A 23,139-nucleotide genomic window follows, 5' to 3' on the forward strand; every position below is an offset into this window, starting at 1 on the left:
CCTCCCCTCAAGGGGGAGGTAAGCGACAACGAGGGAGAAAATCATGGTCGGCGCATCGAAGTCGGAAACGGGAGGCGGCCCGATCCGCTACGGCATGGTCGGCGGTGGGCAAGGCGCCTTCATCGGTGCGGTGCACCGGATCGCGGCGCGCATGGACAATGAGTTCGTGCTGGTCGCCGGTGCCCTGTCGTCCGATCCCGCGCGCGCAAAAGCGTCGGCCGCGGAACTCGGGCTCGATCCCACGCGCAGCTATGGCTCCTTCGCCGAGATGGCAAAGGCCGAGGCGAAACGGCCCGACGGCATCGAGGCGGTGGCCATCGTCACGCCCAACAATGTGCACGTGCCGGCGGCGAAGGCTTTTCTCGAAGCCGGCATCCACGTCATCTGCGACAAGCCGCTCGCGACGACGCTGGCCGAGGCGAAGAGACTGGCGGCACTGGTCGAAAAGACCGGCAAGGTCTTTGTGCTCACCCATAATTACACCGCCTATCCGATGATACGGCAGGCGCGCGAAATGGTGGCCAAGGGCCAGCTCGGCGACATCCGCATCGTGCAGTCGGAATATCCGCAGGACTGGCTGACCGAAGACCTCGCTGCCACCGGTCAGAAGCAGGCGGCCTGGCGCTCAGATCCCAAGCAGGCGGGTGCGGGCGGTGCGCTGGGCGACATCGGCACGCATGCCTATAATCTCGCGCGTTTCGTCTGCGGGCTGGAACTCGATTCGCTTTCAGCCGATCTCGACGCCTTCGTGCCGGGGCGGCAGCTCGACGACAACGTCAACGTGATGCTGCGCTTCAAACCGGTCGGCAAGGCGCACCCGGCCAAGGGCATGATCTGGGCGAGCCAGGTGGCGCCCGGCCACGAGAACGGGCTGAAGCTGCGCATCTATGGCTCAAAGGGCGGGCTTGAATGGGTGCAGGCCGACCCGAACTATCTCTGGTACACGCCGTTCGGCCAGCCGAAGCAGTTGCTCACCCGAAATGGTGCCGGCGCGCTGCCCGTCGCCGGGCGCGTCAGCCGGGTTCCGTCGGGCCATCCGGAAGGCTATCTCGAAGGTTTCGCCAACATCTACCAGGAGGCCGCCCGCGCCATCCGCGCGGCGCGCCGCAAAGGCGGCAAGCCGGCTAAGGACGTCATCTTCCCGACCATCCAGGACGGTGTCGAAGGCATGGCGTTCATCGAAGCCTGCGTGAAGTCGTCGAAGAAGAACGGAGCTTGGACGAAGCTCTAAAAAACACCGGAACTCATGGGGAGGGGCGTCGATGAAAATCGGCATGTGTATGTTCTTGTGGACGACGGCCGTGTCGAAGAAACACGAGCCACTGCTCAGGGACATCAAGGCGACCGGTTTCGATGGCGTCGAGATACCGATCTTTTCAGGCACACCGGACGATTACAAAAAGCTCGGCGCGCTGCTCGACCGCATCGGACTGGAGCGCACGGCGGTGTCGGCGATGGGCGATCCGTCGATGAATCTGATCTCGGCCGATGGCGCAACGCGCAAGGCCGGCATCGACTATATGAAATGGGCGATCGACTGCTCGGCCGCGCTCGGCGCCAAGACGTTGAGCGGCCCGCTGCATTCGACACTCGGCGCATTTTCCGGCAGCGGGCCGACGGCGGCGGAGAAGAAGCGCTCGGTCGCCTCGCAACGCGCCATCGGTGACCACGCCGGCAAGAAAAACGTCACCATCGGGCTGGAAGCGCTCAACCGCTTCGAATGCTATCTGCTCAACACGATGGACGATCTGTCGGAGCATGTCGACGCAATCGACCGGCCGCATATCAAGGCGATGTACGACACGTTCCACGCCAATATCGAGGAGGCCGACCCGATCGGCGCCTATACGCGCAACCGCAAAAATGTCGTCCATATCCACATCTCGGAGAACGATCGCGGCGTGCCGGGGCGCGGCCACATTCCGTGGAAAGAGACGTTTTCGGCCATCCGCAAGAGCGGCTATGACGACTGGCTAACGATCGAGGCCTTTGGCCGCTCGCTGAAGGACTTGGCGGCGGCAACCAAGGTCTGGCGCGATTTTTCGGAAAGCCCGGAAGCCGTCTATCGCGACGGCTACAAGCACATCAAAAGCGGTTGGAAGAAGGCTGGTCCTTAAGACGCAGCCAAGTCTTCCTCTCAGGCGATCTGAGCCGCCGGCAGCGGGCCGGCGGGCGCGCGTCCGGGCCGTTCGTCATTGGCGTTTCCAGCTGTCCCCATCAGTTTGCGGCGGAGAAGGCTGGAAATGTTGTCGAAGATAAAGACGACAACCAGGATCAGCAGAACCATGTAGAAGACATTGGCCCAGTTGGTGTTGGTGCGCATGGCTTCCCATAATTTCAGGCCGATGCCGCCGGCGCCGACAGCGCCTATGATCGTCGCCGACCGCGTGTTCGATTCCCAGAAATAGAGGGATTGGCTAAGGAATACCGGCAGAACCTGGGGCAGCACGCCATAGCGCTGCACCATTGCCGGCGCGGCGCCAACCGAGCGGATACCCTCGCGCTGCTTGTCATCGATGTTTTCCAGCGCCTCGGAGTAGAGTTTGCCCAGGGTACCGGTGTCGGTGAAGAAGATCGCCGACATGCCGGCCAGCGGCCCCGGACCGAATCCGCGCGTGAAAAACAGCGCCCAGATCAGCATGTCGACCGAGCGGAGGAAATCGAAGAAGCGTTTTGTTGCCTGATTGGCAATCCAGCTCGGCGTGACGTTGCGCGCAGCCAGGAAGGCGAGTGGGAAGGCGACGATCGAGGCCAGCACCGTGCCGACGAAAGCCATGACGATGGTTTGCAAAAGCTTCAGCCAGACGTCGCCGTGCTGCCACTCGGCGTTGTTGAGGATGTTGTCCCAGGCGAGCGCTGCGTTTGACCGCGACGGATCGATGCGTGCCCCTGATATAATCAGTGACGCGACCTCGCCGAACGGCTTTCCCCAGAATGGCGAGTTCGTGTCGAACACAAAATTGGCCCAGCCAAAGAAACGTCTCCAGGCGACGACTTCGTCGTTTTGGACTTCAGCGCGGCCGAGAAAACCAAACGAGACATAGGCCGTCGAGCCTGGCCTGCGTTGCTCGATCCAGTCAGGCAGCGGTGTGCGTGGCGTCACAGAGCTGTCCTTGGCAATGTCGAAAATGACGCTTTCGCCGCCGCGCGTCACGGTGACAAGGTTTGGCGTGATGGCGATCTGGCCACTGCCAAGAGTGACAGTCGCCGCCACAACTGCGTTTTCGCGCACCGTTTCAGGCACAGCCGGAGCGGATTGGTTTGACGGGGCGGCCGGGTTCTCGGCAGTTGGCGCACCAGGCGCCATAAACGAATCCTGCGACGACTTGTTCGTCGCGGCCGCCGGTGCAGGTGCGGCGTCGACCCGCCGCTCGATCACCGCCGTCTGCTTGGCCACCCAGTCGGGATTTGGATTGGATCCCAGTTTGGAAAAGCGGGAGTAGTCGATCGTCAGATGGTTGTCTTTGAATTCGATGTCGGGCCGGATTTCGTAAGACACCCAGTCGGCGAGATACGCGCCGGCAAGGTTCCAGTTCGCTTTTTCGAGAACGGTGACGATCGAGAAGAACCACGCGCAATAGAATGTGTAGAGGATGCAGAGAACGATAGCGAGCGGGGTGGCGTAGCGCTTCCATAGGGATCGCCGGAACGCATCCGGATGGCGAGTGGCGATGTCGTCGATAGCGTCGGCGTTCATGCCTTACTCCCCGCGCCCATATGCGAACGCTTGCCGGCCGACAAGACGGTGCCTCAGCCACGCCGAAAACTGATCGACGGCGACAATCGTACAGAACAGCAGGAAGACGATGGCGATTGTCTTGGCCTCATGGCCTCGGCCGATCGAAAGGCGCAGGGATTCGCCGATCCCGCCGGCGCCGACGGCGCCAAGTATGGTCGAAGCGCGCACATTGATCTCGAAACGAAGCAGGAAATAGCTCATGAAGTTGGGCAGAACCTGAGGCACGATGCCGAACCACACCCGCTCGACCCAGTTGGCGCCGACGGCACGTAAACCTTCTTCAGGCTTCATGTCGGCATTCTCGACCACTTCGAAGAACATTTTTCCAAGCGCGCCGATAGTATGGATGCTGACCGCAATGATCGCAGGGATGGGCCCCAGCGAGAAAATCGCCAGGAAAAAGCCGGCAATGACGATTTCCGGAAAGGCGCGGACAATCTCAAGGAAGCGGCGCGTGGCAAACCGCAGCCAACGACTGGCCGTGATATTGCCTGCGGCGAAGAAGCAGAGCAGGAAGCCGAATGTGGCGCCCACCAGCGTCGAAAACAGGGCGATGTTCAGCGTCTCGATCATCCGGTGGAAATACTCCGGAATGTAGATGCTTTGGGTCAGGTAGACCCGGCCTTCTGGATAGTCGAACTTGAGGCTGCCATCGTCGTAAGGGGATGGCAGGTCGAACAGCGCGCGCACCGGGTCGAACCAGTCGCGCGGCTTCAACTCGCCGAAAAAGTCGGCGACGTGGGGAAGGCGGTCGAAGAACTTTCCGGCGTTGGTCTCGTTGGCGAACCAGAGCGAGCCAGAGAGTGCAAGGAGCAGGAAAACCAGGCCGCCGATCGTGTAAAGGCGCCGGCGGGCTGCGAGGTCGCGCCAGTGCCGCTCGACAGTGGCTCCCTCCGGTGAAAGCGCAGGTGCTCGGTATACGTCGGTCGCACTCATCGATAGATCCCCGGCCCCTGATGCGGCAACGCCGCCGGCGGCGCATGGCCCCGGCGGCGTTGTGGCAGTTTGCTTACGAGCCGATCTTCGCCTTACGGGCGTCGATGATCGGCTGATAGAACTCTGGGGTGACCGGTGAATAGCCCTTGTAATCGCCGCCTTGGATCGCCGAGAAACAGGCCGGATCGGTTTCCGGAAGCTTGGTCAGGAACTCGGTGATCTTCTGCTTGGCGCCGGCGTCGATCGACGCACGCAGCACCAGCGGGCCGTTCGGGATCATCGGCGACTGCCACAATTCGACGAGGTCGTCCATCTTGAGCACGCCCTTGTCGACCATCTTGCGCAGATTGCCCGAGCTGTAGCCGTCCTTGAAGTCGCCGACGCCGGAAGCCCAGGTGGTGCCGGCATCGAAGGTGCCCTTCAGGACTTCGAGGACAAGCTGTTCATGGCCGCCACCAAAACCGGTCGACGCGAAGTAGCTCTTCACATCCATGCCGATGTCCTTGGGCAGTGAAGTGACCGGGATCAGGTAACCCGAAGTCGAATCGGGATCGGCGAAACCGAGTTTCTTGCCCTTCATGTCGGCGAGCGTCTTGATGCCGGAATCGGCACGGGCGACCATGACCGAATGATAGCCGGTCGAACCGTCGGTCTGGACCGTCGTCAGGATCGGTTCAACCGCGTCCTTGTTTTCGAGATAGATCTTGGCATAGGCGGAAGCGCCGAGTTCGGCATAGTCAAGCGTGCCGCCGAGCAAGCCCTGAATGACGCCGTCGTAGTCGGCGGCCGGGAACAGCGAGACTTTCTCGACACCGAGGACATCCTTGATGTGGTCGGCGAAGCACTGGTAGTTGCGCAGACGGTCGGCTTCGTTCTCGCCACCCAGAATGCCGACGCGGAATTCCTTCAGGTCCTGTGCCTGAACCGCGCCCATCGCCATGGCGACGATGGAAACAGCACCGAAAAGCATCTTTCTAAACATGTCGCGTCTCTCCTGTTGGTTCCGGCATCGCGCCGGTAGCGTTCGAATTTTGACGGCGCCTTTGACGCGGGCTGGCGATCCAGGCGCTCTTTTGCTGCCCATGGTTTTCCGGATACCGGTATCCACTTGTCGGGGCCATGGAACTAATAGCCGGGAAAAGCGGGCTCGAGCGGTCCGGCGGATGCGGCGATTTTTTGCTTGATGGTCACGCTGGTCGAGGTGATGGCCTCGGAGATCTCGCCGCCATTGCTGTCGGCGCCATAGACCATGCGCACCGCCTCGCGGTTGAGGTCTTCGGGCGGGCCGTCGAACACGACCTTGCCGGCGGCCATGCCGATGATCCGGTTGCAATAGGTGCGCGCGGTGTCCAGCGTGTGCAGATTGGTGACGACGGTGATGCCCTCGCGCAGATTGATGTCCTGCAGCGAATCCATCACCACCTTGGCATTGAGCGGGTCGAGCGAGGCGATCGGCTCGTCGGCGAGGATGACCTTCGGCTGCTGCATCATGGCGCGGGCAATCGCAACGCGCTGCTGCTGGCCGCCGGACAAGGTGCCTGCCGGCTGCATCGCCGTGCGGGCAATGTCGAGACGCTCGAGCGCCGCAATCGCCTCGGCCCGTTCTTCGCGAGAGAAGACACCGAGCAGATTGACAAGGGTCGAGCGGTGATTGAGCCGGCCGAGCAGCACATTGGTCAGCACGTCGAGACGCGGCACCAGGTTGAACTGCTGGAAGATCATGGCGCAATCGCGCTGCCAGCGCCTGAGCAGCGAGCCGCGCAGGCTGGAGACTTCGGCGCCGTCAAAGAAAATCGACCCTTGGCTGGGATCGATGAGGCGGTTGATCATGCGCAAAAGGGTCGACTTGCCGGCACCGGAACGGCCGATGATGCCGACCATCTGACCGTGCGGGATCGAGATATCGACATTGCTGACGGCGGTGTTCTTGCCAAACCGGCGGGTGACGCCGCGGATTTCCAGCGTGGCTGTGGTTGCTGACATAGGCTAGTTCCAGTCCGGTCGCAGTGAAGGTCTGTTAACCTTCGCTAGCGCAACGCCATGAACCTGCGGTGTCGGATTGATGTCAGTTTTGTTACTGCCCACAGGCGCGTCGAGTAGGAAGGCGAGTCCACCCAAATCGCTATCGCCTGGACAGCCTGCATGGGATCAGCCGAGAACCAGCAGCTCCTCGAAATGCTTCATGTCCTTGAAGCGGCAAAATGCCGGAGACCGCAGCTCGATCACCGGAGCCTGACGGGCGAGCAGCGAGAGGCAGTCATCGAATAGCTGTTGCCATTGTGATGCCCTTCGTCGTCGAGACGGCGGATCTGATAGGCGAAGGTTATGTGGAACGTGTAGCTATCGTGATCGGGATGCCGGTATCCGAACGGCACCGACAGGGCATCGCGCCACGCGCGCATGATGCGCTCATCCTCGTCGGAGGCGCCGGCAACGGTCAGGCCGGTTGGCACGATGTCGACAGCCCTGACCTTGAACGCGCCATGGTCCTCGACGGCCCTTAGGCGCTCGAGATAGAGCCGGGTCATGTCGTCGATGCTGGTATCGAGAGGCACATCCTCAGGCCAGTAGGCAAGACGGCGGCGATATTCGATGATGCCCTGGAACAGCGTCATATGCAGGCTTGAGATCGGCGTGAAAGCCAGCCGGTCGGCATCGGGCATGGCACGCATCCGTTCCCGCACTTCGATGACCGCCGCTTCGGAAGCTGAACCACTGGCGAGATGGCAGACGACCGTGTTGCCGGGCTCGATGAGAAAATTGCCTGACGTGTCGTAGCGCGTGCCGAGATGCACGGGAGGGTTCAGGTTCGAGCCGGCGAAGAATCCGGCGAGCGATGGTTTGATGGATTGAAGCATGGCGATCTCCAGGGGAAGACCGTCTCCTGTCCGAGTCATGTGTCAGGGATGTGAAACGGCGGGTCGCCCTCCGTCAGCCGTATTTTTCCAGAAAGGCTTCCGCCGAAAGCGCGCGAAAATCCTCAAGTGCGGCGCGCAGGCGGACATGGTCCCAATTCCACCAGGCAAGTGCCTGATAGCGTTCCGCCGTGCGGCGGTCGAAGCGTTCGCGGATCGGTTTCGCCGGCACGCCGCCGACGATGGTGTAGGGCGCGACGTCCTTCGACACCACGGCGCCGGCACCAACCGCTGCGCCATCGCCGACGGTGACGCCGGGCAGGATGGTCGAGCCGTGGCCAAGCCAGGTGTCATGGCCGATGGTGACGCGCTTGGCGCGGCGCTGGGCGAAGAACTCGCTCTCGTGTTCGGCGTCGTCCCAATAGTCCGACGCGCGATAGGTGAAGTGGTGCAGCGTCGGCCGCCAGGTCGGGTGGTTGGTGGCGTTGATGCGGACGCTGGCGGCGATGTTGGCGAATTTGCCGACCGTCGCGCACCAGACACCGCAGTCCTGCATCATGTAGGAATAGTCGCCAATCGTGCTCTCCGAAACCCGGCAGCGGTCGGCGATCTCGGTCCAGCGGCCAAGCGTCGAGTTCTCGACTTCCGCCGTCTCGTGGACGAGCGGCGCTTCCGACAGCTTTCTTGTCATGCGGCGATTTTCCCGGCGGCGAAAGCGGTCACATCGATGACGCGATCGGCGACCGCCTCGCGCACGTCGTGATCGTGGAAGATGCCAAGCAGGGCGACGCCGGCCGCTTTCTTGGCCGCGATCAGCGCAATCACCACATCGCGGTTCCTGGCATCGAGCGAGGCGGTCGGCTCGTCGAGCAGCAGGATCGGGTGCTCGGTGATGAAGCCGCGCGCGATGTTGACGCGCTGCTGCTCGCCGCCTGAGAAGGTCGCCGGCGGCAGCATCCAGAGTTTTTCCGGCAAGTTGAGCTGCGCCAGCAAGGCGCGCGCCTTATTGCGCGCGACCTCACGGTCGGCGCCGCGCTCGACCAGCGGCTCGGCGACGACATCGAGGGCAGAAACGCGCGGTACGGTGCGCAGGAACTGGCTGACATAGCCAATCGTGAGCCGGCGCACGGCAAGCACGGTGCGCGGGCTAGCCGTCGCGAGATCGATGAGCCCGTCTTCGTGCTGGACGATGATCTGGCCTTCGTCGACGGCATAGTTGCCGTAGAGCATCTTCAGGATCGAGCTCTTGCCGGCGCCGGACGGGCCGCCGAGCACTGCGCATTCGCCGCTCCTGATCGAGAACGACACGCCGGCGACGACAGGCAGTTTGATGCCGTCGCGCAGATGCATGGTGAAGCTCTTGGCGACGTCGGAGACGACGAGCGGGGTTGCCATCAGAAGGTGCTCCAATCGTCGTTCGTTGGCGGGACAGCACCCCCCTCTGGCCTGCCGGCCATCTCCCCCTCAAGGGGGGAGATCGGCTGTCGTATTCGGTTTCGCCATTCTCCTGCGTTGCAGAAGGGGCGAGGCATGAAAGCTGCTAATCTCCCCCCTTGAGGGGGAGATGGCCGGCAGGCCAGAGGGGGGTGACTTGGCGCCATCGTCAAACCTGCAAAATCGAGGAAACCAGCAATTGCGTATAAGGCGCGCGCGGATCGTCGAGCACGCGGTCGGTGAGGCCGCTTTCAACGACGCGGCCGTCCTTCATCACCATCATGCGTTGCGACAGCAATCGCGCCACGGCGAGGTCGTGGGTGACGACGATGGCCGCAAGGCCGAGATCGGTGACCAGGCCGCGCAACAGATCGAGCAGGCGCGCCTGCACCGAGACGTCGAGGCCGCCAGTCGGCTCGTCCATGAACACCAGCCGCGGCCCGGTGACGAGATTGCGAGCGATCTGCAGGCGCTGGCGCATGCCGCCGGAAAAAGCGCGCGGCTCGTCGTCGATGCGGTCCTCATCGATCTCGACACGCGACAGCCAGTCGACCGCTGTAGCGCGGATCCTGCCGTAATGGCGGTCGCCGACCGCCATCAGCCGCTCGCCGACATTGGCGCCTGCGGACACCGTCATGCGCAGGCCATCGGCGGGGTTCTGGTGGACAAAGCCCCAGTCGGTGCGCATGAGGAAGCGGCGCTCGGCCTCGCTCATGCGGTAGAGTTCGCGGAACTGACCGTCGCGCATGCGGTAGCTGGCGGTGCCGGAGCTCGGCAACAATCTGGTCGAGAGGCAGTTCAGCAGCGTCGTTTTTCCGGAACCGGATTCGCCGACCACCGCCAGCACCTCGCCCGGCCACAGGTCGAAGGTGACGTTTTCGCAGCCGACACGCGACCCGTAGAATTTTGACAGCGCTGAAGCACGCAGCAGCGGTTCGTCGGTCATTGCGCCGGCTCCGTTTTTTCCAGGGCAAGAGGGGCTTCGGGCGCAAGATGGCCGCGATGGCCTTGTTCGCGCCGCTTCTCGCAATGATCGGTGTCGGAGCAGACGAACATGTGGCCGCCATGGTCGTCGAGGATGACCTCGTCTAGATAGACGTTCTCAGCCGCGCATAGCGCGCAGGGCTGGTCGAAGGTCTGCACCTCGAACGGATGGTCCTCGAAGTCGAGACTGACCACCTCGGTGAAGGGCGGCACTGCATAGATACGCTTTTCGCGGCCGGCGCCGAACAGTTGCAAAGCCGGCGAACGGTGCATTTTCGGGTTATCGAACTTCGGCGTGGGCGACGGGTCCATCACATAGCGGCCCTCGACCTTGACCGGGTAGGCATAGGTGGTGGCGATGCGACCGTGCCTGGCAATGTCCTCATAGAGCTTCACATGCATGAGGCCGTATTCCTCCAGCGCATGCATCTTGCGCGTTTCGGTCTCGCGCGGCTCGAGGAAGCGCAACGGTTCGGGGATCGGTACCTGATAGACCAGCACCTGGCCCGCACTCAGCGGATGTTCGGGGATGCGGTGGCGGGTCTGGATGATAGTCGCCTTCGCCGTCTCGGTGGTGACGGAGACATTGGCGACCTTCTTGAAAAAAGCACGGATCGAGACCGCATTGGTGGTGTCGTCGGCGCCCTGGTCGATGACCTTCAACACGTCGTCCGGGCCGATGATCGAAGCGGTGACCTGGACGCCGCCAGTGCCCCAGCCATAGGGCATTGGCATTTCGCGCGAGGCGAACGGCACCTGATAGCCGGGAATGGCTATGCCCTTGAGGATCGCCCGGCGGATCATCCGCTTGGTCTGCTCATCGAGATAGGCGAAGTTGTAGGTGGCGATGTCGGTCGGTTGTGCGGTCATTCCGCGGCCTCCCTTTTCTCTTCCTTGCCGGCGTTTTCGCGGGCGTCGTGCTCGGCGCGCATGCGGCGCACCAGGTCGAGCTCGGCTTGAAAATCGACATAGTGCGGCAGCTTCAGATGCTCGACGAAGCCGGTCGCCTGGACATTGTCGGAATGCGAGATGACGAACTCTTCGTCCTGGGCGGCGGCGACGACATCTTCGCCGAATTCCGAAGCGCGTAATGCTCGGTCGCACAGCGCCATGGCCATCGCCTTGCGCTCGCTCTGGCCGAAGACGAGGCCGTAGCCCCGGGTGAACTGCGGCGGCGCCTTGGCCGAGCCCTTGAATTGGTTGACCATCTGGCACTCGGTGACGCGAACGGAGCCGAGCGGTACTGCGAAGGGCAGCTCCGGCACGTCGAGTTCCAGCTCGACCTCGCCGATGCGAACCTCGCCGACGAAGGGATGGTTGCGGGCATAGCCGCGCTGCGTGGAGTAGCCGAGTGCCAGCAGAAACCCTTCATCGCCGCGTGACAGGGCCTGCAGGCGGATGTCGCGCGCCATCGGAAATTCCAGCGGCTCGCGGGTAATGTCGCCGGGGACATGATCCCCAGGCATGTCGCCATCAGGCTCGATCAGGCCTTCGCGGGCGAGGATCGCCGAGACGCGCGGCATGGCTTCCGCCTCGCCGGCGCGCTGCAGCGGCTCGGCGACGTCGCCGCCTGCTGCGAGTTCGGGATCGAGCAGCCGGTGGGTGTAGTCGAAGGTCGGGCCGAGGAGCTGACCACCGGGCAGGTCCTTGTAGGTCGCCGAAACGCGCCGCTCGACCAGCATCGCGCCGGTGTCGATCGCCTTGGTGTAGCCGAAGCGCGGCAGCGTGGTGCGATAGGCGCGAACCAGGAAAATCGCCTCGATCATGTCGCCGCGCGCCTGAACGATGGCCAGTGCCGCCAATTCCCTGTCGTAGAGCGAACCTTCGCTCATCACCCGGTCGACGCCGAGCGCCAACTGCTCGACGATCTGGTCGAGGCGAAGCGCCGGCACCGAACGGTCGCCGCGGCGGCGGTCGGCGAGCAGGGCGTGGGCGTTGGCAATGGCCGCTTCGCCGCCTTTTACTGCGACATACATATCACGCCTCCATCGTCTTGATGCGCGTCGTGCGCGGCAGGCAGGTAACGCCGTCGGGGGTGGCAAGGATCATGTCGACGCCACGCGGAAAGCGCTTGATATTCTGCTTCCACTGTTCGACGAAGTGGCGCGGCATCTGCGCCGGCGCGATGGTTGCAGTCTCTTCGATGCCAGGACCTTCGAGCAGCAGAGGGGCGCCTGAAACGAGATCGCTGACTTGCAGGATCAGCGTCGTGGAGCGGTCGGGGTAGTCCTGAGTACCTTGCGAAAAGCCGTCGAGCGCCATCATCTCGGCCGGCGTGGCGATCAGCGCGAAATGCGCGTCAGCCGGCGTGTTGGCCAGCGGCGCGCCGGTGTGGAAGCCCAGCCAGGATTTCACCGCTGCTGGGGCTTGCAAAACGGGGTCGAGCCAAAGCGGCGTGTCGTTGTCGCACAGCGCCAGCGCGATAGCGCCCGCGGTGGCCGACAGCGGGGCCGGCGGGCGGGCAAAGACCGGCAGGGGCTGCAGAGTGCCCGGCCGCGCCATCGCATCCATCACGGCGCGGAACACCGTCTGGGCATTGAACACCGGATCGGCAAAGCCGCCCTCGATCGCCTGCGTTGCGATGTCCATCAGTCTTCTCCGCGTACCATGGTGAAGAAATCGACCTTCGTTGCCGCCGTCTCGGCGCGCCGCCGTTCACGTGCGCTGGCCAGTGCGGTTTGTAAGGGCGCGATGAGCTTGGTCTCGACCTCGTTGCGGCGGGCGGGGTCCTGCCAGAGCGCGTCGGCGATTGCCGCCAGTTTTGCTTTCTGCTTGTCACGGCCCAGCGCGTAGCAATGGCCGACTTCTCCCGAGGCAAGCCGCACCGTCGCGCGGGTGACCGTTGCCTCGCCGACATTGAACGGCGCGCCGCCGCCGCCGATGCGGCCACGCACGGTGACGAGGCCGGTTTCGGGACCGCGCAGGAGTTCCGCTTGCGAAGGCAGGCCGGCCTCGTTCCAGAGGCGGACGATATCGTCGCCGGTCGATTGCGCCAGCGTCGCCATGATGGCCTTGCGCTCGGCCTGATCGCGCGCTTCCTGTCCTCGCATGACCGCCATTCCTTCTCGCAAATTTGTCTATTGATTTAGACAATTATACAAATTATACCTATTCTCTAAAGCGTGTCCATGACGGATGGATGACAGGGCAAAAAAGATCGGGGCAAGAAATGAGCGGGCAGCAGATTGCCAGCAGCATAGAGCGGCGCAGCGGCGTCTCGCTGTGGCGGCAGATCGCCGATCAAATCCTGCGTTCGATCGCCGTCGGCGACTTTGCCGAGAATGCCGCGCTGCCGCCGGAAGTCGCACTGGCCGAGCGCTATGGCGTCAACCGCCATACGGTGCGCAGCGCCATCGCAGCACTTGTGCAGGATGGCGTGCTCAGGGCCGAGCAGGGGCGCGGCACTTTCGTGCTGTCGCGCAAGCGCCTGTCCTATCCGATCGGCGCCCGCACCCGTTTTTCGGAGGGCTTGCAAGGGCAGACGTCGGAGCGCCGCAGTGTGTTGCTCGAATCGGCGGTCGAGCCGGCCAGCCGGCGCGTCGCAGAAGGGCTGGGGCTTGCCAAGGGTTCGAATGTCATACGCCTTGAGACACGCGGCGAAGCCGATGGGCGGCCGGTCTCGCGTGCCACCGGCTGGTTCGACGCGGGACGCTTCGCCGGCATCGATGCCGCCATGGCTGAAACCGGATCGGTCACCGCTTCTCTCGAGCGTTTCGGGGTCAGTGACTATCTCAGGCAATCGACGGTCTTGTCGGCGCGCCACGCCGATGCCGCCGATCTTGCCGATCTCGATCTGCAGCCCGGCTCCATCATCCTGGTCACGGTCGCCGTCAATGTCACGCTGGACGGCCAGCCGATCCAGTTCGCCGAAACGCGGTTTCCGGCTGAGCGTGTCGAGCTTAAACTGTCGGCGCTTTAAGGTGACTCACGCTGATTTCATACCAGCTCGGTCGCGCTTACTTGTCAGCGGTTTGGCGTTTGAGGACCGCCTTCCCCCACTCCGTCTCGGCTTCGCCGAGCCACCTCTCCCCCCTCCGGAGGGAGAGGAAGGGAGCCCGCTGACGGCGAGAGAAGGAGGGAGTCTGGTTGAGGAGCGTTGGCTGCAATAGGCTCGCACCCTTCCTCTACCCCGTCGATCGGGGGAGAGGTGGCTCGGCGAAGCCGAGACGGAGTGGGGGTCGACCTGCGCGGGGGCGTTGTCAATTCGGGCCGGGTTCACCGCCTGCCGTGTTATGACCCGACTTCGATCACAGCCTTGATCAGGCCGGACTTCTCGTGCGCCCAGCGGGCGAGGTCGCGCGGCGTCTCGTCAAGCGTCGTGCGATGGGTGACGAGCTTTGCCAGCGGCACAGCACCGTCGCGAATCGAGGCAGCGACATGGTCGAAATCGGCACGCAGCGCATTGCGGCTGCCGATCAGCGTCATTTCGCGCTTGTGGAATTCGGGATCGGAAAAGAGGATGTCGTCCTTGACGACACTGACCAAGACCAGCGTTCCGCCATGCGCAATATGGGCGAAGGCCGACTGGACGGACTGGGTGTTGCCGGTGGCGTCGAAAACCACGTCAAAACCTTCGCCGCCGGTTGCCTCCCGCACCAGATCGGTCGCAGACGCCTGCGAACCGTCGAGGGTCGCGAAACCGAGTTCGCTTGCGGCGAAATCCAGCCTCTCCGCGCTCATGTCGAGCAGCGTCACGTCGTGACCGGCGATGCGGGCAAACAGCGCCGTGCCGAGCCCGATCGGCCCGGCGCCGATGACCAGGGTGCGCGCGCCTGGCTGCGCCAGCGAGCGCCGCACGGCATGCGCTCCGATCGCCAGGAATTCGACGGCGGCGGCATCCGCCAGCGACAGGCCGTTTGCCGGATAGAGATTTTGCGCCGGCACCAGGATGCGTTCGCACATGGCGCCGTCGCGATGCACGCCGAGCACCTCGATCCTGACGCAGCAATTCGGCTTGCCTTGCCGGCAGGCGATGCATTTGCCGCAAGCGAGATAGGGGTTGATGACCACCGGTTCGCCGACGGCCAGATCGACGCCGTCGCCCGCCTCGATCACAGTGCCGGAAACCTCGTGGCCCATGATGCGCGGGTAGGCCAGGAACGGATGCTTGCCCTCGAAGATGTGGTAATCGGTGCCGCAGATGCCGACATGACTGACCGCGACCAGCGCCCAGCCCGGCGGTGGTGTGCTCGGCGCCGGACGGTCTTCCAGAACAAGCTCGCCGGGCGACCGGCAGACGACGGCTTTCATGCTTCAATCCAGTCTGTTCATGGAACCGCCGTCCCCGCTAGCGCCGGGCCGGCGGTTGCTAATATGGCCTACTTGCCGCGGCGGCGCAGGCCGTCGAAATAGACGATGACGATGATCAGCGCCCCGGTGATGATGCGTTGCCAGAAGGCGTTGACGTTGAGCAGATTGGCGCCGTTGTTGATGGTGGCCAGGATGAAGGCGCCGAGCAGCGGTCCGTGCACGGAGCCGACGGCGCCGAACAGCGAGGTGCCGCCGATCACCGACGAGGCGATCGCCTGCAATTCCCAGCCCTCGGCCTGCGTCGGATTGCCGATGCCGATGCGCGACGCGAGCAGCACGCCAACGAAAGCCGCGCAGAGGCCTGAGAGCGTATAGGCCATGTAGATGGTGCGCTGGACATTGACGCCGGACAGACGCGAGGCCTCGGCGTTGGAGCCGACCGAAAACAGATATCGGCCCCAGCGGCTGTGATGCAGGAAGATGTAGGCCGGGATGCCGACCAGGATCACCATCCAGAACAGATTGGGGACGCCGAGAAACGAGCTGCGCGAAAACAACTGGAAGGCGTCGTTGTTGATCGAGATCGAGTTGCCGTTGGTCATCAACAGGCCGATGCCGCGCAAGGAGGTCAGCGTCGCCAGCGTGATGATGAAGGGCGGCAGACCCATCCTGACGATGCCGAAGCCATGGAACATGCCGATGGCGACGCCGACCAGCAAGGTGATCAGGATGGCGAGGAAGAGCGGTACTCCGGCATTGATCAGCATCGCCACGATGACGGTGGCGAAGCCGACCACGGCGCCGACGGAAAGGTCGATGCCTCCGGTGATGATGACGAAGGTCTGGCCGACCGCCAGGATGGCGATCATCGAACCCTGCCGCAACAGGTTCGAGATATTGTTGGCCGAGGCGAAACTCGGCGTCGCCACCGACAGGATAATCCACAACAGCACCAGCAGGGCCAGCAGCGTCAGCCCGAACAGGGCGTTGTAGTTGCGCTTCGGTTTTTCGGCCGGAATAGCCTCCGTGCTCATATCTGTCCTCCCGGTTTTTCTTGCTTCTCGGCGAGCGCCTGTGTGAGAATTTCCTCGTGATCGGCGGTGCGGAACCCATGCGTGGCCACCAGCTTGCCGCGCCGGAACACATGGAGCGTGTCGGCGAGTTCATAGACCTCGGGCAGGTAGGACGAGATCAGGATGATGCCGGCGCCCTTGGACAACAGTTCGCCGAATAGGCGGTAGATCTCCGCCTTGGTGCCGACATCGACGCCAACTGTCGGCTCGTCGAAGATGAACAGCTTGGCGCCGTGCGCCAGCCATCTGCCGATGACGATCTTCTGCTGGTTGCCGCCGGACAGGCTGGAGGCGAGCGCGTTGCGCGTCGGCGTCTTGATCCTGAGATTGGCGATCTGGCGATCCGCCTCGGTCTTCTCCTGTGCGCTGGAGATCAGCAGATTGCTGGAGATGCGCTTGTAGATCGGCAGATTGAGATTGAGGCCGACCGGCAAATTGAGGCAGAGGCCCTGGTCGCGGCGGCTTTCCGGCGCCAGCGCCATGCCGAGCCTGATAGCGTCATGCTCGGAGTTGACCTGAACCTCCTTGCCCTCCCAGAGGACCTGGCCTGCCGACTTGCGATGGCGGCCATAGAGCGTGGTGACGAACTCGCTGCGCCCGGCACCGATAAGGCCGTAGAGCCCGACGATTTCGCCGGCACGGACCGTCATCGAGACATTTTCGAAGCCCTTGCCGGAGAGATTCCTGGCTTCGAGAAGCGTCGCGCCCGGCGTAAAATGCTCTTTGTGGTAGACTTGCTCGATCGAGCGGTTGATCATCATCTTGACCAGTTCGGCGTCGTTGGTCTCGGCGATGTTCCTGGTACCGACAAGCGTGCCATCGCGCAGCACCGAGACACGGTCGGCAAGCTCGAACACTTCTTCCATGCGGTGGCTGATGTAGATGATGGTGACGCCTTCGCCCTTCAGCCGGCGGATCAGCGTGAACAGCTGGTCTGCCTCCTTGCGCGTGAGGTAGGCGGTCGGTTCATCGAAGATGAGGAACTTGGTGCCGCGCACCGTGGCGCGGGCGGCGGCGATCAGTTGCTGCTGGCCTATAGTGAGATCGCCGAGCACTACATGCGCCGGCAGGTCGAAGCCGAGATCGTCGATGATGTTCTGCGCCTGCCTGACCATGGCCCGCTGCTGCAGGATACCGAAGCGGGAATCCTCCTCGCCGAGGAACATGTTGGCCGCAACGGTGAGGTGGCGGCACAGCACGACCTCCTGGTGCACGGCATTGATGCCGAGCGCCATGGCTTCATGCGGAGTCGCCAACGCCGCCGGTTGGCCCTCCCACATGACGTCGCCTGATGTGCGCGGCATGACGCCGGTCAGAAGCTTGATCAGGGTCGATTTGCCGGCGCCGTTTTCACCGACAATGGCGTGGATCTCTCCGGCCTTGAAGGCGAGGTTCACCGGCTTTAGCGCGTGCGTGCCGGGATAGCGCTTTTCCAGCCCCTTGAGTTCGAGGATCGTCCTGCCGGGCTCCAGCGTTGGGGCCGGGTGCAATTCCTGCGCCGTGGACGTCATGACAATCCTCCCAGATTGGCCTCACGATTGACGCGAGTGTAGGTCGTTTCCGGGGCAAAAGCCCCGGAAACAGTGCGCTTGTGGCGATGCTCAGTCGAGCTTCGGGTTGAGCAGCGCGTCGATCTTCGGATCCTTCATATTGGCCTTGGTCACCAGATTGGCGCCGGTGTCGACATTGGCTTCGACCTTCTCGCCTTTCGAGGCGGCGAGCGCCGTCTTGATGCCGTCATAGCCCATCCGGTACGGGTCCTGCACGACGAGCGCCGAAATGACGCCGTCGTTGAGGAACTTGATCAGCTTCTCGTCGCTGTCGAAGCCGACGAGCCCGACCTTGCCGGCCAGGCTGTTCTCGGCGATCGCCTGACCGACGCCCTGCGCCATGATCAGGTTGGAGGCGAAGATGCCCTTGAGGTTCGGATTGGCGGTGATCAGGTCGGTCGCGATGTTGAGGCCGGTCGTGGCCTGGCCGTCGGCATATTTGTCGGCGACGAGCTTGAGGCCGGGATATTTAGCGGCAAGCTGCTCCTTGAAGCCCTGGGCGCGCTGTTCGAGCGAACCGGCACCCGGAAGAGCGGTGATCAGGGCGACGTCGCCCTCGACTTTGCCGCCATTGGCCTCGCCGATCGCGGCCGCCAGGCCGTCGGCGGCGACGCGTCCACCCTGGATGTTGTCGGTGGTCAGGAAGGAGGTGAAGGCCTTGGAGTCGGCGCCGGAGTCGATGCCGATGATTTTGACCTTGGTGGCAGCCTCGTCGATCGGCTTGCCGAGCGCCTTGGCTTCGGTCGGCGCGATGACGACCGCGGCCGGATTGCCGGCGACGGCGTTTTCAAGGATCGAGATCTGGCCGTTGACGTCGGTCTCGGCCTGGGCGCCGAGCTCCGGTACGTTGACACCGAGGTCCTTGCCGGCTTTGCGGGCGCCCGCCAGAACGATCTGCCAGTAGAAAGAGGTCGTGTCCTTGACGATGATCGGAATGGTCACGTCCGCCGCCGAAGCCGGCGCCGAATGCATCACGCCGGCAAGCATCGAGGCGGCGGCGAACGCCACGAATGCGCGGCGGTTGAGAATGCTGGTCACGAATTTCATTAGGTTTCCTCCCTAAGTCGCCCGGTGAACGTTAAGGAAAGCTCCACTCGGATAGGCGCTGGCCAAATAGAACTTTATCAATAAAAAACATTTGCAGTGTTTTGATAATGCATCGATTGGCGCGACGCAAGCTGTGTTTCGAACCGGCCTCCGGATGGCTTGATGAGAAAGAAAGTCTCCTTCCTGATCCCGTCGCCACGCTTCAGGGCTTCCCGCTCGGTACGGAATATTAATTCCACTTTATAGTCAATATGGAATGTATATTCTTTCTAAAAATCGTGAGACTGTGATGGCATGCCAGTCATTGATCGCACGCTCGCCGCCTGTCGGCGTCTTGTCGGCGGTGCTAGGTCGGCGACGCCCTGGATCTTTGTTTTTGCGCAATTCCGCAGGGAGAGCGCCACGCGGTTTTCCCGGGAAAACCGTTTCACACTTGCTAAAGGGTCGCGCCGAGGTGCCAGGGGACGAATTCGTTGTCGCCGTAGCCGAACGCCTCGCTCTTGGTCTTGCGGCCGGAAGCCGTCTCGACGATCAGTTCGAAGATCTCGCGGCCCATGCCGGCGATGGTCTTTTCGCCCGAGGCGATGACTCCGCAATTCACGTCCATGTCCTCCTCCATCTGATGATACATGGTCGAGTTGGTGGCGACCTTGATCGACGGCGTCGGCCGGCAGCCGAAGCAGGAGCCACGGCCGGTGGTGAAGACGATGACGTTGGCGCCGCCCGCAACCTGGCCGGTGGCAGAGACCGGGTCGTAGCCGGGCGTATCCATGAACACCAAGCCGTGTCCGCTGACTTTTTCCGCGTAACCGAAAACGCCGTTGAGCGGCGTCTGGCCGCCCTTGGCGACCGCGCCGAGCGACTTCTCAAGAATGGTGGTGAGACCACCGCGCTTGTTGCCGGGCGAGGGATTGTTGTCGATGGAGGCGCCGTGCTTGGCGACATGGTCTTCCCACCACTTGACATAGCCGTCGAGCTTGGCAGCGATCTCGGGGGTCGCCGCGCGATAGGCGAGCAAATGCTCGGCGCCGTAGATTTCCGTCGTTTCGGAGAGGATGCCGATGCCGCCGACGCCGGCCAGGATGTCAACGGCGGCGCCCAGCGCCGGATTGGCTGTTATGCCGGACATGCCGTCGGAGCCGCCGCACTGCAGGCCGACGACGATTTCGCTGACCGGGATCGGCTCACGCTCAAGCTTGCCGATCTCCTCAGCGATCTCGGCCAGCACGGCCATCGCCTTCTCGACGGATTTGCGCGAGCCGCCGGCTTCCTGGATGTTGAAATGGCGTTTTCCGGCGGCGACGCCCTTCTGGCCATAGAGGGTGAGCTGGTTGACCTCGCAGCCGAGCCCGACCATCAGCACGCCGCCGAAATTCGGATGGCGGGCATAGCCGGCAAGCGTGCGGTGCAGCACCATCATGCCGTCGCCGGTGGCGCTCATGCCGCAGCCCTGGCCGTGGACGATTGGAACGAAGCCGTCGATGCCGGGGTATCTTGGCAGAAGCGTGCGGTTCGCCTCGTCGGCGATGGCATGGCAAACGGTGGCCGAGCAATTGACGCTGGCGAGAATGCCGACGAAGTTGCGCGTGCCGGCACGACCGTCGGCGCGACGGTAACCCATGAAGGTTCTGATACGGTCGGCTTCGGTCGCGTGCACGGCCTCGCTTGGCGGCACCACCGGCAGCCGGCCAGACTCAAAGACCAGATTGTGCGAATGAACATGCTCGCCGGGTGCGATGGCTTCAGTGGCTCGGCCGATCGCCTGGGCGTATTTCACCACGGCCTCCCCGGCCGCAATCGGCCTGATCGCCACCTTGTGGCCGGGCTCGATCAGCGCGGCGGCGACGGCACCGCCCGGCAATGGCGTACCGATCTCGATGCGGCCATTAGCGACCGCGACATTGTCGGCGGGAGACAGAAGAATGCTGTTTGCGGCGTTCACGGGCGGTTTCCTGGGTATGGTCCTGGGATGGGCGCGGATTGACACGCGCCACTTAACATATAATGTCTTTTATCGTGAAAAAACATTTTTGCGTCAATCGTTTTTTCATGGATGCGCGGGGCGTCTTGGGTCTTCAAGGACGCTCCGGCATCGGAACTGCGTATTCCTTTTGGAAAGCGATTCCGCTTTTCGAGGGCATGCGTTAGGAGCATCTGTCATATCGCGCTTCAAGCCAGCCGCTGCAAGCGTCGGCGCGCAACGGGGCAGGGGATGTCGAAGAGCAATAACGTCTACAAGGACGCCTATAATCGCGGTCTCAGGCTGCTTGACGAAACGAAAAGCCTGCCGTCGGAGCCGGAACTCGGCGCGCTGCTCGGCGTCAGCCGCACGACCATCCGCACCATCCTGGCGCGCATGGAAGAGACGGGGCTGATCGCCTGGAACAAACGCAGCAAGACGGTATTGCGCGCCCCGCGGCCGGACGATTTTTTTCCCGAGGAAGAGACCGACACGCTGTCGCAGATCATCGAGCGCTCCTTCATGCGGCGGCTTCTCGCGGGCGGCGCCGAGGCCGGAATGCAGATCAACGAGCTCGAGCTGGCGCGCGAGATCGGCGTTGGCACCACCAGCGTGCGCGAGTTCCTGATCCGCTTTTCCCGCTTCGGGCTGATCGAGAAACGCCGCAACAGTCATTGGGTGCTGAAAGGTTTTACCCGCGCTTTCGCGCTGGAATTGACCGAGATCCGCGAGATGTTCGAATTGCGCTCGGCCGCCGCCTTTGCCGCTCTGCCGCAAGACAGTGCGGTTTGGGCCGACCTCGACCTCCTGGAAGACGAGCATCGCTTGCTGGCGCGCGAAATCGCCACGCGCTTCAACGAATTCTCGGAGCTCGACGAGCGCTTTCACCGGCTGATCCACCGCGCGTCGCACAATCGCTTCATCGTCGATTTCTACGACGTCATCGCCATGATCTTTCACTACCACTACCAGTGGAACAAGGCACAGGAGCGCGAGCGCAACGAAGTGGCGGTGGCGGAACATTTGGCCTATATCGCCGCGCTCAAATCGCGCGATCTCGGCAAGGTCGACATCGCCTGCCGCAAGCATCTGAAGTCGGCGCGGCACACGCTGCTGACATCGATTCCGGAAGGCCAGCAGCCGCAAGCCTAAGCGTGCCGCGTTGCCGCAGCCGTGATTTGGCGATTTTCCGCTCGCTCGCCGCGTGCTAGGTATTGCCGTTGCTGCGCAATGAGGCAGGTCTTTGAATATCCGGCGGAGACGATGGAGCATGCCGGCCGCTTTCGCTGCGGCCTATTTGCTCGTGCTCCAGTCGGTGCTTGGCGCATTCGCCTCCGGCTTAAGCCCAGCTGCTTCGCAACTCGACGCCTTCGGCAATGTCATCTGCACCCAAGAGGGCGCGGCCGAGCTTCCAGGCGGCGATCCGCACCAGCAGCACGTGCCGGCCTGCTGTGCGCTTGGCTGCAGCATGGCCTCGGTGGCTTACGCACCGCCGCCCGCTAACGCCGCAGTGCCCGGTATTTTTTCCGCCGAAACCGTCGCGTTTGTGCTGCCGGCGTTCAGGCACCTCGACTTCAGCCGCGACCGCTCGCCGTCGAATCCGCGCGCGCCGCCGGCGTCAGCCTGATCATTTTCGGTTAGACTCGCAGAACCTTTCGCGGGTGCGTCCGTCGACAATTGAAATTGTTCGCGACGGGCCACCGGCGCTATCTCGCAATTCTTGGAGCTATCATGTCTCACTCTTTCCGCGCGCGGTTCGGCCGCAACAGGCTTTTCCAGCGCAGCTTCGAGGAACGACTCGGCATCGCCATGTTCCTCTTCGCCCTTCTGTTCGTCAGCGCCCAGGCCGTTTTCGCACATGAGTTCAGGGTTGGCGACCTTGAGATCGTGCATCCCTGGTCGCGCGCCACGCCGCCGGGCGCCAAAGTGGCCGGCGGTTACTTCACCATCACCAACACCGGCAGTTCGCCGGATCGGCTGCTGTCGATCTCCTCCGATGTATCGGACAAGGCCGAATTGCACGAAATGGGCGTCAAGGACGGCGTCATGACCATGCGGCCGGTCACCGGTGGCCTCGAGATTCCGGCCGGCGGCAAGGTCGCGCTGGCGCCCGGCGGCTATCATTTGATGTTTATCGGCCTCAAGCGTCAGCCCAAACAGGGCGAGGCGTTTTCCGCTGCGCTGACCTTCGAAAAGGCTGGCACCGTCACCGTCGAGTTCGCCGTCGAGAGCATGGGCGAAATGGGCGGCATGGACGACCATGCCAATTGATCCGGCCAAAATCTTAACATCCGAAATCAGAAGCACCATC

22 protein-coding genes and 1 pseudogene are annotated in these 23,139 nt (G+C 63.1%); 6 read left to right on the forward strand and 17 right to left on the reverse strand.

Annotated features, from left to right (window positions below; translation table 11 throughout):
• Positions 1 to 43: 43 nt before the first annotated feature.
• Together ABID19_RS27365 and ABID19_RS27370 are read left to right on the forward strand one after the other, a co-directional pair.
• Complete coding sequence (locus ABID19_RS27365) at positions 44 to 1,231, forward strand: Gfo/Idh/MocA family protein (RefSeq protein WP_354494021.1); 1,188 nt, start codon at positions 44 to 46, stop codon at positions 1,229 to 1,231.
• Between the two features lie 31 nt (positions 1,232 to 1,262).
• Positions 1,263 to 2,117 (forward strand): sugar phosphate isomerase/epimerase family protein, encoded by an 855-nt coding sequence (locus tag ABID19_RS27370; RefSeq protein WP_354494022.1) that lies wholly within the window; start codon positions 1,263 to 1,265, stop codon positions 2,115 to 2,117.
• A gap of 20 nt (positions 2,118 to 2,137) precedes the next feature.
• Here ABID19_RS27370 and phnE (ABID19_RS27375) read toward each other — a convergent pair whose 3' ends face one another.
• The 12 genes and pseudogenes from phnE (ABID19_RS27375) to phnG all read right to left on the reverse strand — a co-directional run bounded on the left by phnE (ABID19_RS27375) (position 2,138) and on the right by phnG (position 12,998).
• Positions 2,138 to 3,697, reverse strand: a complete 1,560-nt coding sequence (gene phnE, locus ABID19_RS27375; RefSeq protein WP_354494023.1) for a phosphonate ABC transporter, permease protein PhnE — start codon at positions 3,695 to 3,697, stop codon at positions 2,138 to 2,140.
• A gap of 3 nt (positions 3,698 to 3,700) precedes the next feature.
• On the reverse strand, positions 3,701 to 4,675 hold the full coding sequence (gene phnE / locus ABID19_RS27380) for a phosphonate ABC transporter, permease protein PhnE (protein WP_354494024.1): 975 nt from the start codon (positions 4,673 to 4,675) through the stop codon (positions 3,701 to 3,703).
• A 73-nt stretch (positions 4,676 to 4,748) separates the two neighbouring features.
• Positions 4,749 to 5,657 (reverse strand): phosphonate ABC transporter substrate-binding protein, encoded by a 909-nt coding sequence (gene phnD / locus ABID19_RS27385; RefSeq protein ID WP_354494025.1) that lies wholly within the window; start codon positions 5,655 to 5,657, stop codon positions 4,749 to 4,751.
• 143 nt (positions 5,658 to 5,800) lie between these two features.
• On the reverse strand, positions 5,801 to 6,658 hold the full coding sequence (gene phnC / locus ABID19_RS27390) for a phosphonate ABC transporter ATP-binding protein (RefSeq protein WP_354494026.1): 858 nt from the start codon (positions 6,656 to 6,658) through the stop codon (positions 5,801 to 5,803).
• Positions 6,659 to 6,823: 165 nt separating this feature from the next.
• A pseudogene (locus ABID19_RS27395) lies at positions 6,824 to 7,533 on the reverse strand (DUF1868 domain-containing protein).
• Between the two features lie 73 nt (positions 7,534 to 7,606).
• Positions 7,607 to 8,221 carry a DapH/DapD/GlmU-related protein gene (locus ABID19_RS27400; protein ID WP_354494027.1) on the reverse strand — a complete coding sequence of 205 codons (615 nt, stop codon included), beginning with the start codon at positions 8,219 to 8,221 and terminating at the stop codon, positions 7,607 to 7,609.
• On the reverse strand, positions 8,218 to 8,925 hold the full coding sequence (phnL, locus tag ABID19_RS27405; RefSeq protein ID WP_354494028.1) for a phosphonate C-P lyase system protein PhnL: 708 nt from the start codon (positions 8,923 to 8,925) through the stop codon (positions 8,218 to 8,220). The genes ABID19_RS27400 and phnL overlap by 4 nt, the downstream gene beginning before the upstream one ends.
• Positions 8,926 to 9,133: 208 nt before the next feature.
• Positions 9,134 to 9,910, reverse strand: a complete 777-nt coding sequence (gene phnK / locus ABID19_RS27410; RefSeq protein ID WP_354494029.1) for a phosphonate C-P lyase system protein PhnK — start codon at positions 9,908 to 9,910, stop codon at positions 9,134 to 9,136.
• Positions 9,907 to 10,818 carry an alpha-D-ribose 1-methylphosphonate 5-phosphate C-P-lyase PhnJ gene (locus ABID19_RS27415; RefSeq protein WP_354494030.1) on the reverse strand — a complete coding sequence of 304 codons (912 nt, stop codon included), beginning with the start codon at positions 10,816 to 10,818 and terminating at the stop codon, positions 9,907 to 9,909. Before ABID19_RS27415 ends, phnK begins: the two co-directional genes overlap by 4 nt.
• On the reverse strand, positions 10,815 to 11,924 hold the full coding sequence (locus tag ABID19_RS27420) for a carbon-phosphorus lyase complex subunit (RefSeq protein ID WP_354494031.1): 1,110 nt from the start codon (positions 11,922 to 11,924) through the stop codon (positions 10,815 to 10,817). The genes ABID19_RS27415 and ABID19_RS27420 overlap by 4 nt, the downstream gene beginning before the upstream one ends.
• 1 nt (position 11,925) lies before the next feature.
• A complete protein-coding gene (gene phnH, locus ABID19_RS27425) occupies positions 11,926 to 12,537 on the reverse strand; it encodes a phosphonate C-P lyase system protein PhnH (protein ID WP_354494032.1) in 612 nt (203 codons plus the stop codon).
• Positions 12,537 to 12,998 carry a phosphonate C-P lyase system protein PhnG gene (gene phnG, locus ABID19_RS27430; RefSeq protein WP_354494033.1) on the reverse strand — a complete coding sequence of 154 codons (462 nt, stop codon included), beginning with the start codon at positions 12,996 to 12,998 and terminating at the stop codon, positions 12,537 to 12,539. The genes phnH and phnG overlap by 1 nt, the downstream gene beginning before the upstream one ends.
• Before the next feature lie 119 nt (positions 12,999 to 13,117).
• Between phnG and phnF the strand changes: the two genes are divergently transcribed.
• Positions 13,118 to 13,867 (forward strand): phosphonate metabolism transcriptional regulator PhnF, encoded by a 750-nt coding sequence (gene phnF / locus ABID19_RS27435; protein ID WP_354494034.1) that lies wholly within the window; start codon positions 13,118 to 13,120, stop codon positions 13,865 to 13,867.
• 311 nt (positions 13,868 to 14,178) lie between these two features.
• Here the strand turns inward: phnF and ABID19_RS27440 are convergent, their stop codons facing one another.
• The 5 genes from ABID19_RS27440 to ABID19_RS27460 all read right to left on the reverse strand — a co-directional run bounded on the left by ABID19_RS27440 (position 14,179) and on the right by ABID19_RS27460 (position 20,810).
• Positions 14,179 to 15,198 (reverse strand): zinc-binding alcohol dehydrogenase family protein, encoded by a 1,020-nt coding sequence (locus ABID19_RS27440; protein ID WP_354494035.1) that lies wholly within the window; start codon positions 15,196 to 15,198, stop codon positions 14,179 to 14,181.
• Between the two features lie 68 nt (positions 15,199 to 15,266).
• Complete coding sequence (locus tag ABID19_RS27445; protein WP_354494036.1) at positions 15,267 to 16,232, reverse strand: ABC transporter permease; 966 nt, start codon at positions 16,230 to 16,232, stop codon at positions 15,267 to 15,269.
• Positions 16,229 to 17,782, reverse strand: coding sequence for a sugar ABC transporter ATP-binding protein (locus ABID19_RS27450; protein ID WP_354494037.1), 1,554 nt, complete (start codon positions 17,780 to 17,782; stop codon positions 16,229 to 16,231). The genes ABID19_RS27445 and ABID19_RS27450 overlap by 4 nt, the downstream gene beginning before the upstream one ends.
• A 90-nt stretch (positions 17,783 to 17,872) precedes the next feature.
• Positions 17,873 to 18,868, reverse strand: coding sequence for an ABC transporter substrate-binding protein (locus tag ABID19_RS27455; protein ID WP_354494038.1), 996 nt, complete (start codon positions 18,866 to 18,868; stop codon positions 17,873 to 17,875).
• Between the two features lie 436 nt (positions 18,869 to 19,304).
• Positions 19,305 to 20,810 (reverse strand): UxaA family hydrolase, encoded by a 1,506-nt coding sequence (locus ABID19_RS27460; RefSeq protein WP_354494039.1) that lies wholly within the window; start codon positions 20,808 to 20,810, stop codon positions 19,305 to 19,307.
• 270 nt (positions 20,811 to 21,080) lie between these two features.
• Between ABID19_RS27460 and ABID19_RS27465 the strand changes: the two genes are divergently transcribed.
• The 3 genes from ABID19_RS27465 (at position 21,081) to ABID19_RS27475 (ending at position 23,099) form a co-directional block, all read left to right on the forward strand.
• On the forward strand, positions 21,081 to 21,980 hold the full coding sequence (locus ABID19_RS27465; protein WP_354494040.1) for a GntR family transcriptional regulator: 900 nt from the start codon (positions 21,081 to 21,083) through the stop codon (positions 21,978 to 21,980).
• 118 nt (positions 21,981 to 22,098) lie between these two features.
• Complete coding sequence (locus tag ABID19_RS27470; protein WP_354494041.1) at positions 22,099 to 22,455, forward strand: DUF2946 family protein; 357 nt, start codon at positions 22,099 to 22,101, stop codon at positions 22,453 to 22,455.
• Positions 22,456 to 22,559: 104 nt separating this feature from the next.
• On the forward strand, positions 22,560 to 23,099 hold the full coding sequence (locus ABID19_RS27475; RefSeq protein ID WP_354494042.1) for a copper chaperone PCu(A)C: 540 nt from the start codon (positions 22,560 to 22,562) through the stop codon (positions 23,097 to 23,099).
• The last annotated feature ends 40 nt before the right edge of the window (positions 23,100 to 23,139 follow it).

It is taken from the genome of Mesorhizobium robiniae, from assembly GCF_040545535.1.
In the GTDB taxonomy this organism is placed as follows: Bacteria; Pseudomonadota; Alphaproteobacteria; order Rhizobiales; family Rhizobiaceae; genus Mesorhizobium; species Mesorhizobium robiniae.

Excerpts from the sequence above, each read along its gene's own strand:
- ABID19_RS27400 (WP_354494027.1), bottom strand. The coding sequence starts at position 8,221 with ATGACAAGAAAGCTGTCGGAAGCGCCGCTCGTCCACGAGACGGCGGAA.
- ABID19_RS27455 (WP_354494038.1), bottom strand. The coding sequence starts at position 18,868 with ATGAAATTCGTGACCAGCATTCTCAACCGCCGCGCATTCGTGGCGTTC.
- phnC (WP_354494026.1), bottom strand. The coding sequence starts at position 6,658 with ATGTCAGCAACCACAGCCACGCTGGAAATCCGCGGCGTCACCCGCCGG.
- ABID19_RS27370 (WP_354494022.1), top strand. The coding sequence starts at position 1,263 with ATGAAAATCGGCATGTGTATGTTCTTGTGGACGACGGCCGTGTCGAAG.
- phnE (WP_354494024.1), bottom strand. The coding sequence starts at position 4,675 with ATGAGTGCGACCGACGTATACCGAGCACCTGCGCTTTCACCGGAGGGA.
- phnF (WP_354494034.1), top strand. The coding sequence starts at position 13,118 with ATGAGCGGGCAGCAGATTGCCAGCAGCATAGAGCGGCGCAGCGGCGTC.
- ABID19_RS27365 (WP_354494021.1), top strand. The coding sequence starts at position 44 with ATGGTCGGCGCATCGAAGTCGGAAACGGGAGGCGGCCCGATCCGCTAC.
- phnD (WP_354494025.1), bottom strand. The coding sequence starts at position 5,657 with ATGTTTAGAAAGATGCTTTTCGGTGCTGTTTCCATCGTCGCCATGGCG.
- phnG (WP_354494033.1), bottom strand. The coding sequence starts at position 12,998 with ATGCGAGGACAGGAAGCGCGCGATCAGGCCGAGCGCAAGGCCATCATG.
- ABID19_RS27475 (WP_354494042.1), top strand. The coding sequence starts at position 22,560 with ATGTCTCACTCTTTCCGCGCGCGGTTCGGCCGCAACAGGCTTTTCCAG.
- ABID19_RS27415 (WP_354494030.1), bottom strand. The coding sequence starts at position 10,818 with ATGACCGCACAACCGACCGACATCGCCACCTACAACTTCGCCTATCTC.
- phnL (WP_354494028.1), bottom strand. The coding sequence starts at position 8,925 with ATGGCAACCCCGCTCGTCGTCTCCGACGTCGCCAAGAGCTTCACCATG.
- ABID19_RS27420 (WP_354494031.1), bottom strand. The coding sequence starts at position 11,924 with ATGTATGTCGCAGTAAAAGGCGGCGAAGCGGCCATTGCCAACGCCCAC.
- ABID19_RS27450 (WP_354494037.1), bottom strand. The coding sequence starts at position 17,782 with ATGACGTCCACGGCGCAGGAATTGCACCCGGCCCCAACGCTGGAGCCC.
- ABID19_RS27470 (WP_354494041.1), top strand. The coding sequence starts at position 22,099 with ATGCCGGCCGCTTTCGCTGCGGCCTATTTGCTCGTGCTCCAGTCGGTG.
- ABID19_RS27465 (WP_354494040.1), top strand. The coding sequence starts at position 21,081 with ATGTCGAAGAGCAATAACGTCTACAAGGACGCCTATAATCGCGGTCTC.
- phnH (WP_354494032.1), bottom strand. The coding sequence starts at position 12,537 with ATGGACATCGCAACGCAGGCGATCGAGGGCGGCTTTGCCGATCCGGTG.
- phnK (WP_354494029.1), bottom strand. The coding sequence starts at position 9,910 with ATGACCGACGAACCGCTGCTGCGTGCTTCAGCGCTGTCAAAATTCTAC.
- ABID19_RS27440 (WP_354494035.1), bottom strand. The coding sequence starts at position 15,198 with ATGAAAGCCGTCGTCTGCCGGTCGCCCGGCGAGCTTGTTCTGGAAGAC.
- ABID19_RS27445 (WP_354494036.1), bottom strand. The coding sequence starts at position 16,232 with ATGAGCACGGAGGCTATTCCGGCCGAAAAACCGAAGCGCAACTACAAC.
- phnE (WP_354494023.1), bottom strand. The coding sequence starts at position 3,697 with ATGAACGCCGACGCTATCGACGACATCGCCACTCGCCATCCGGATGCG.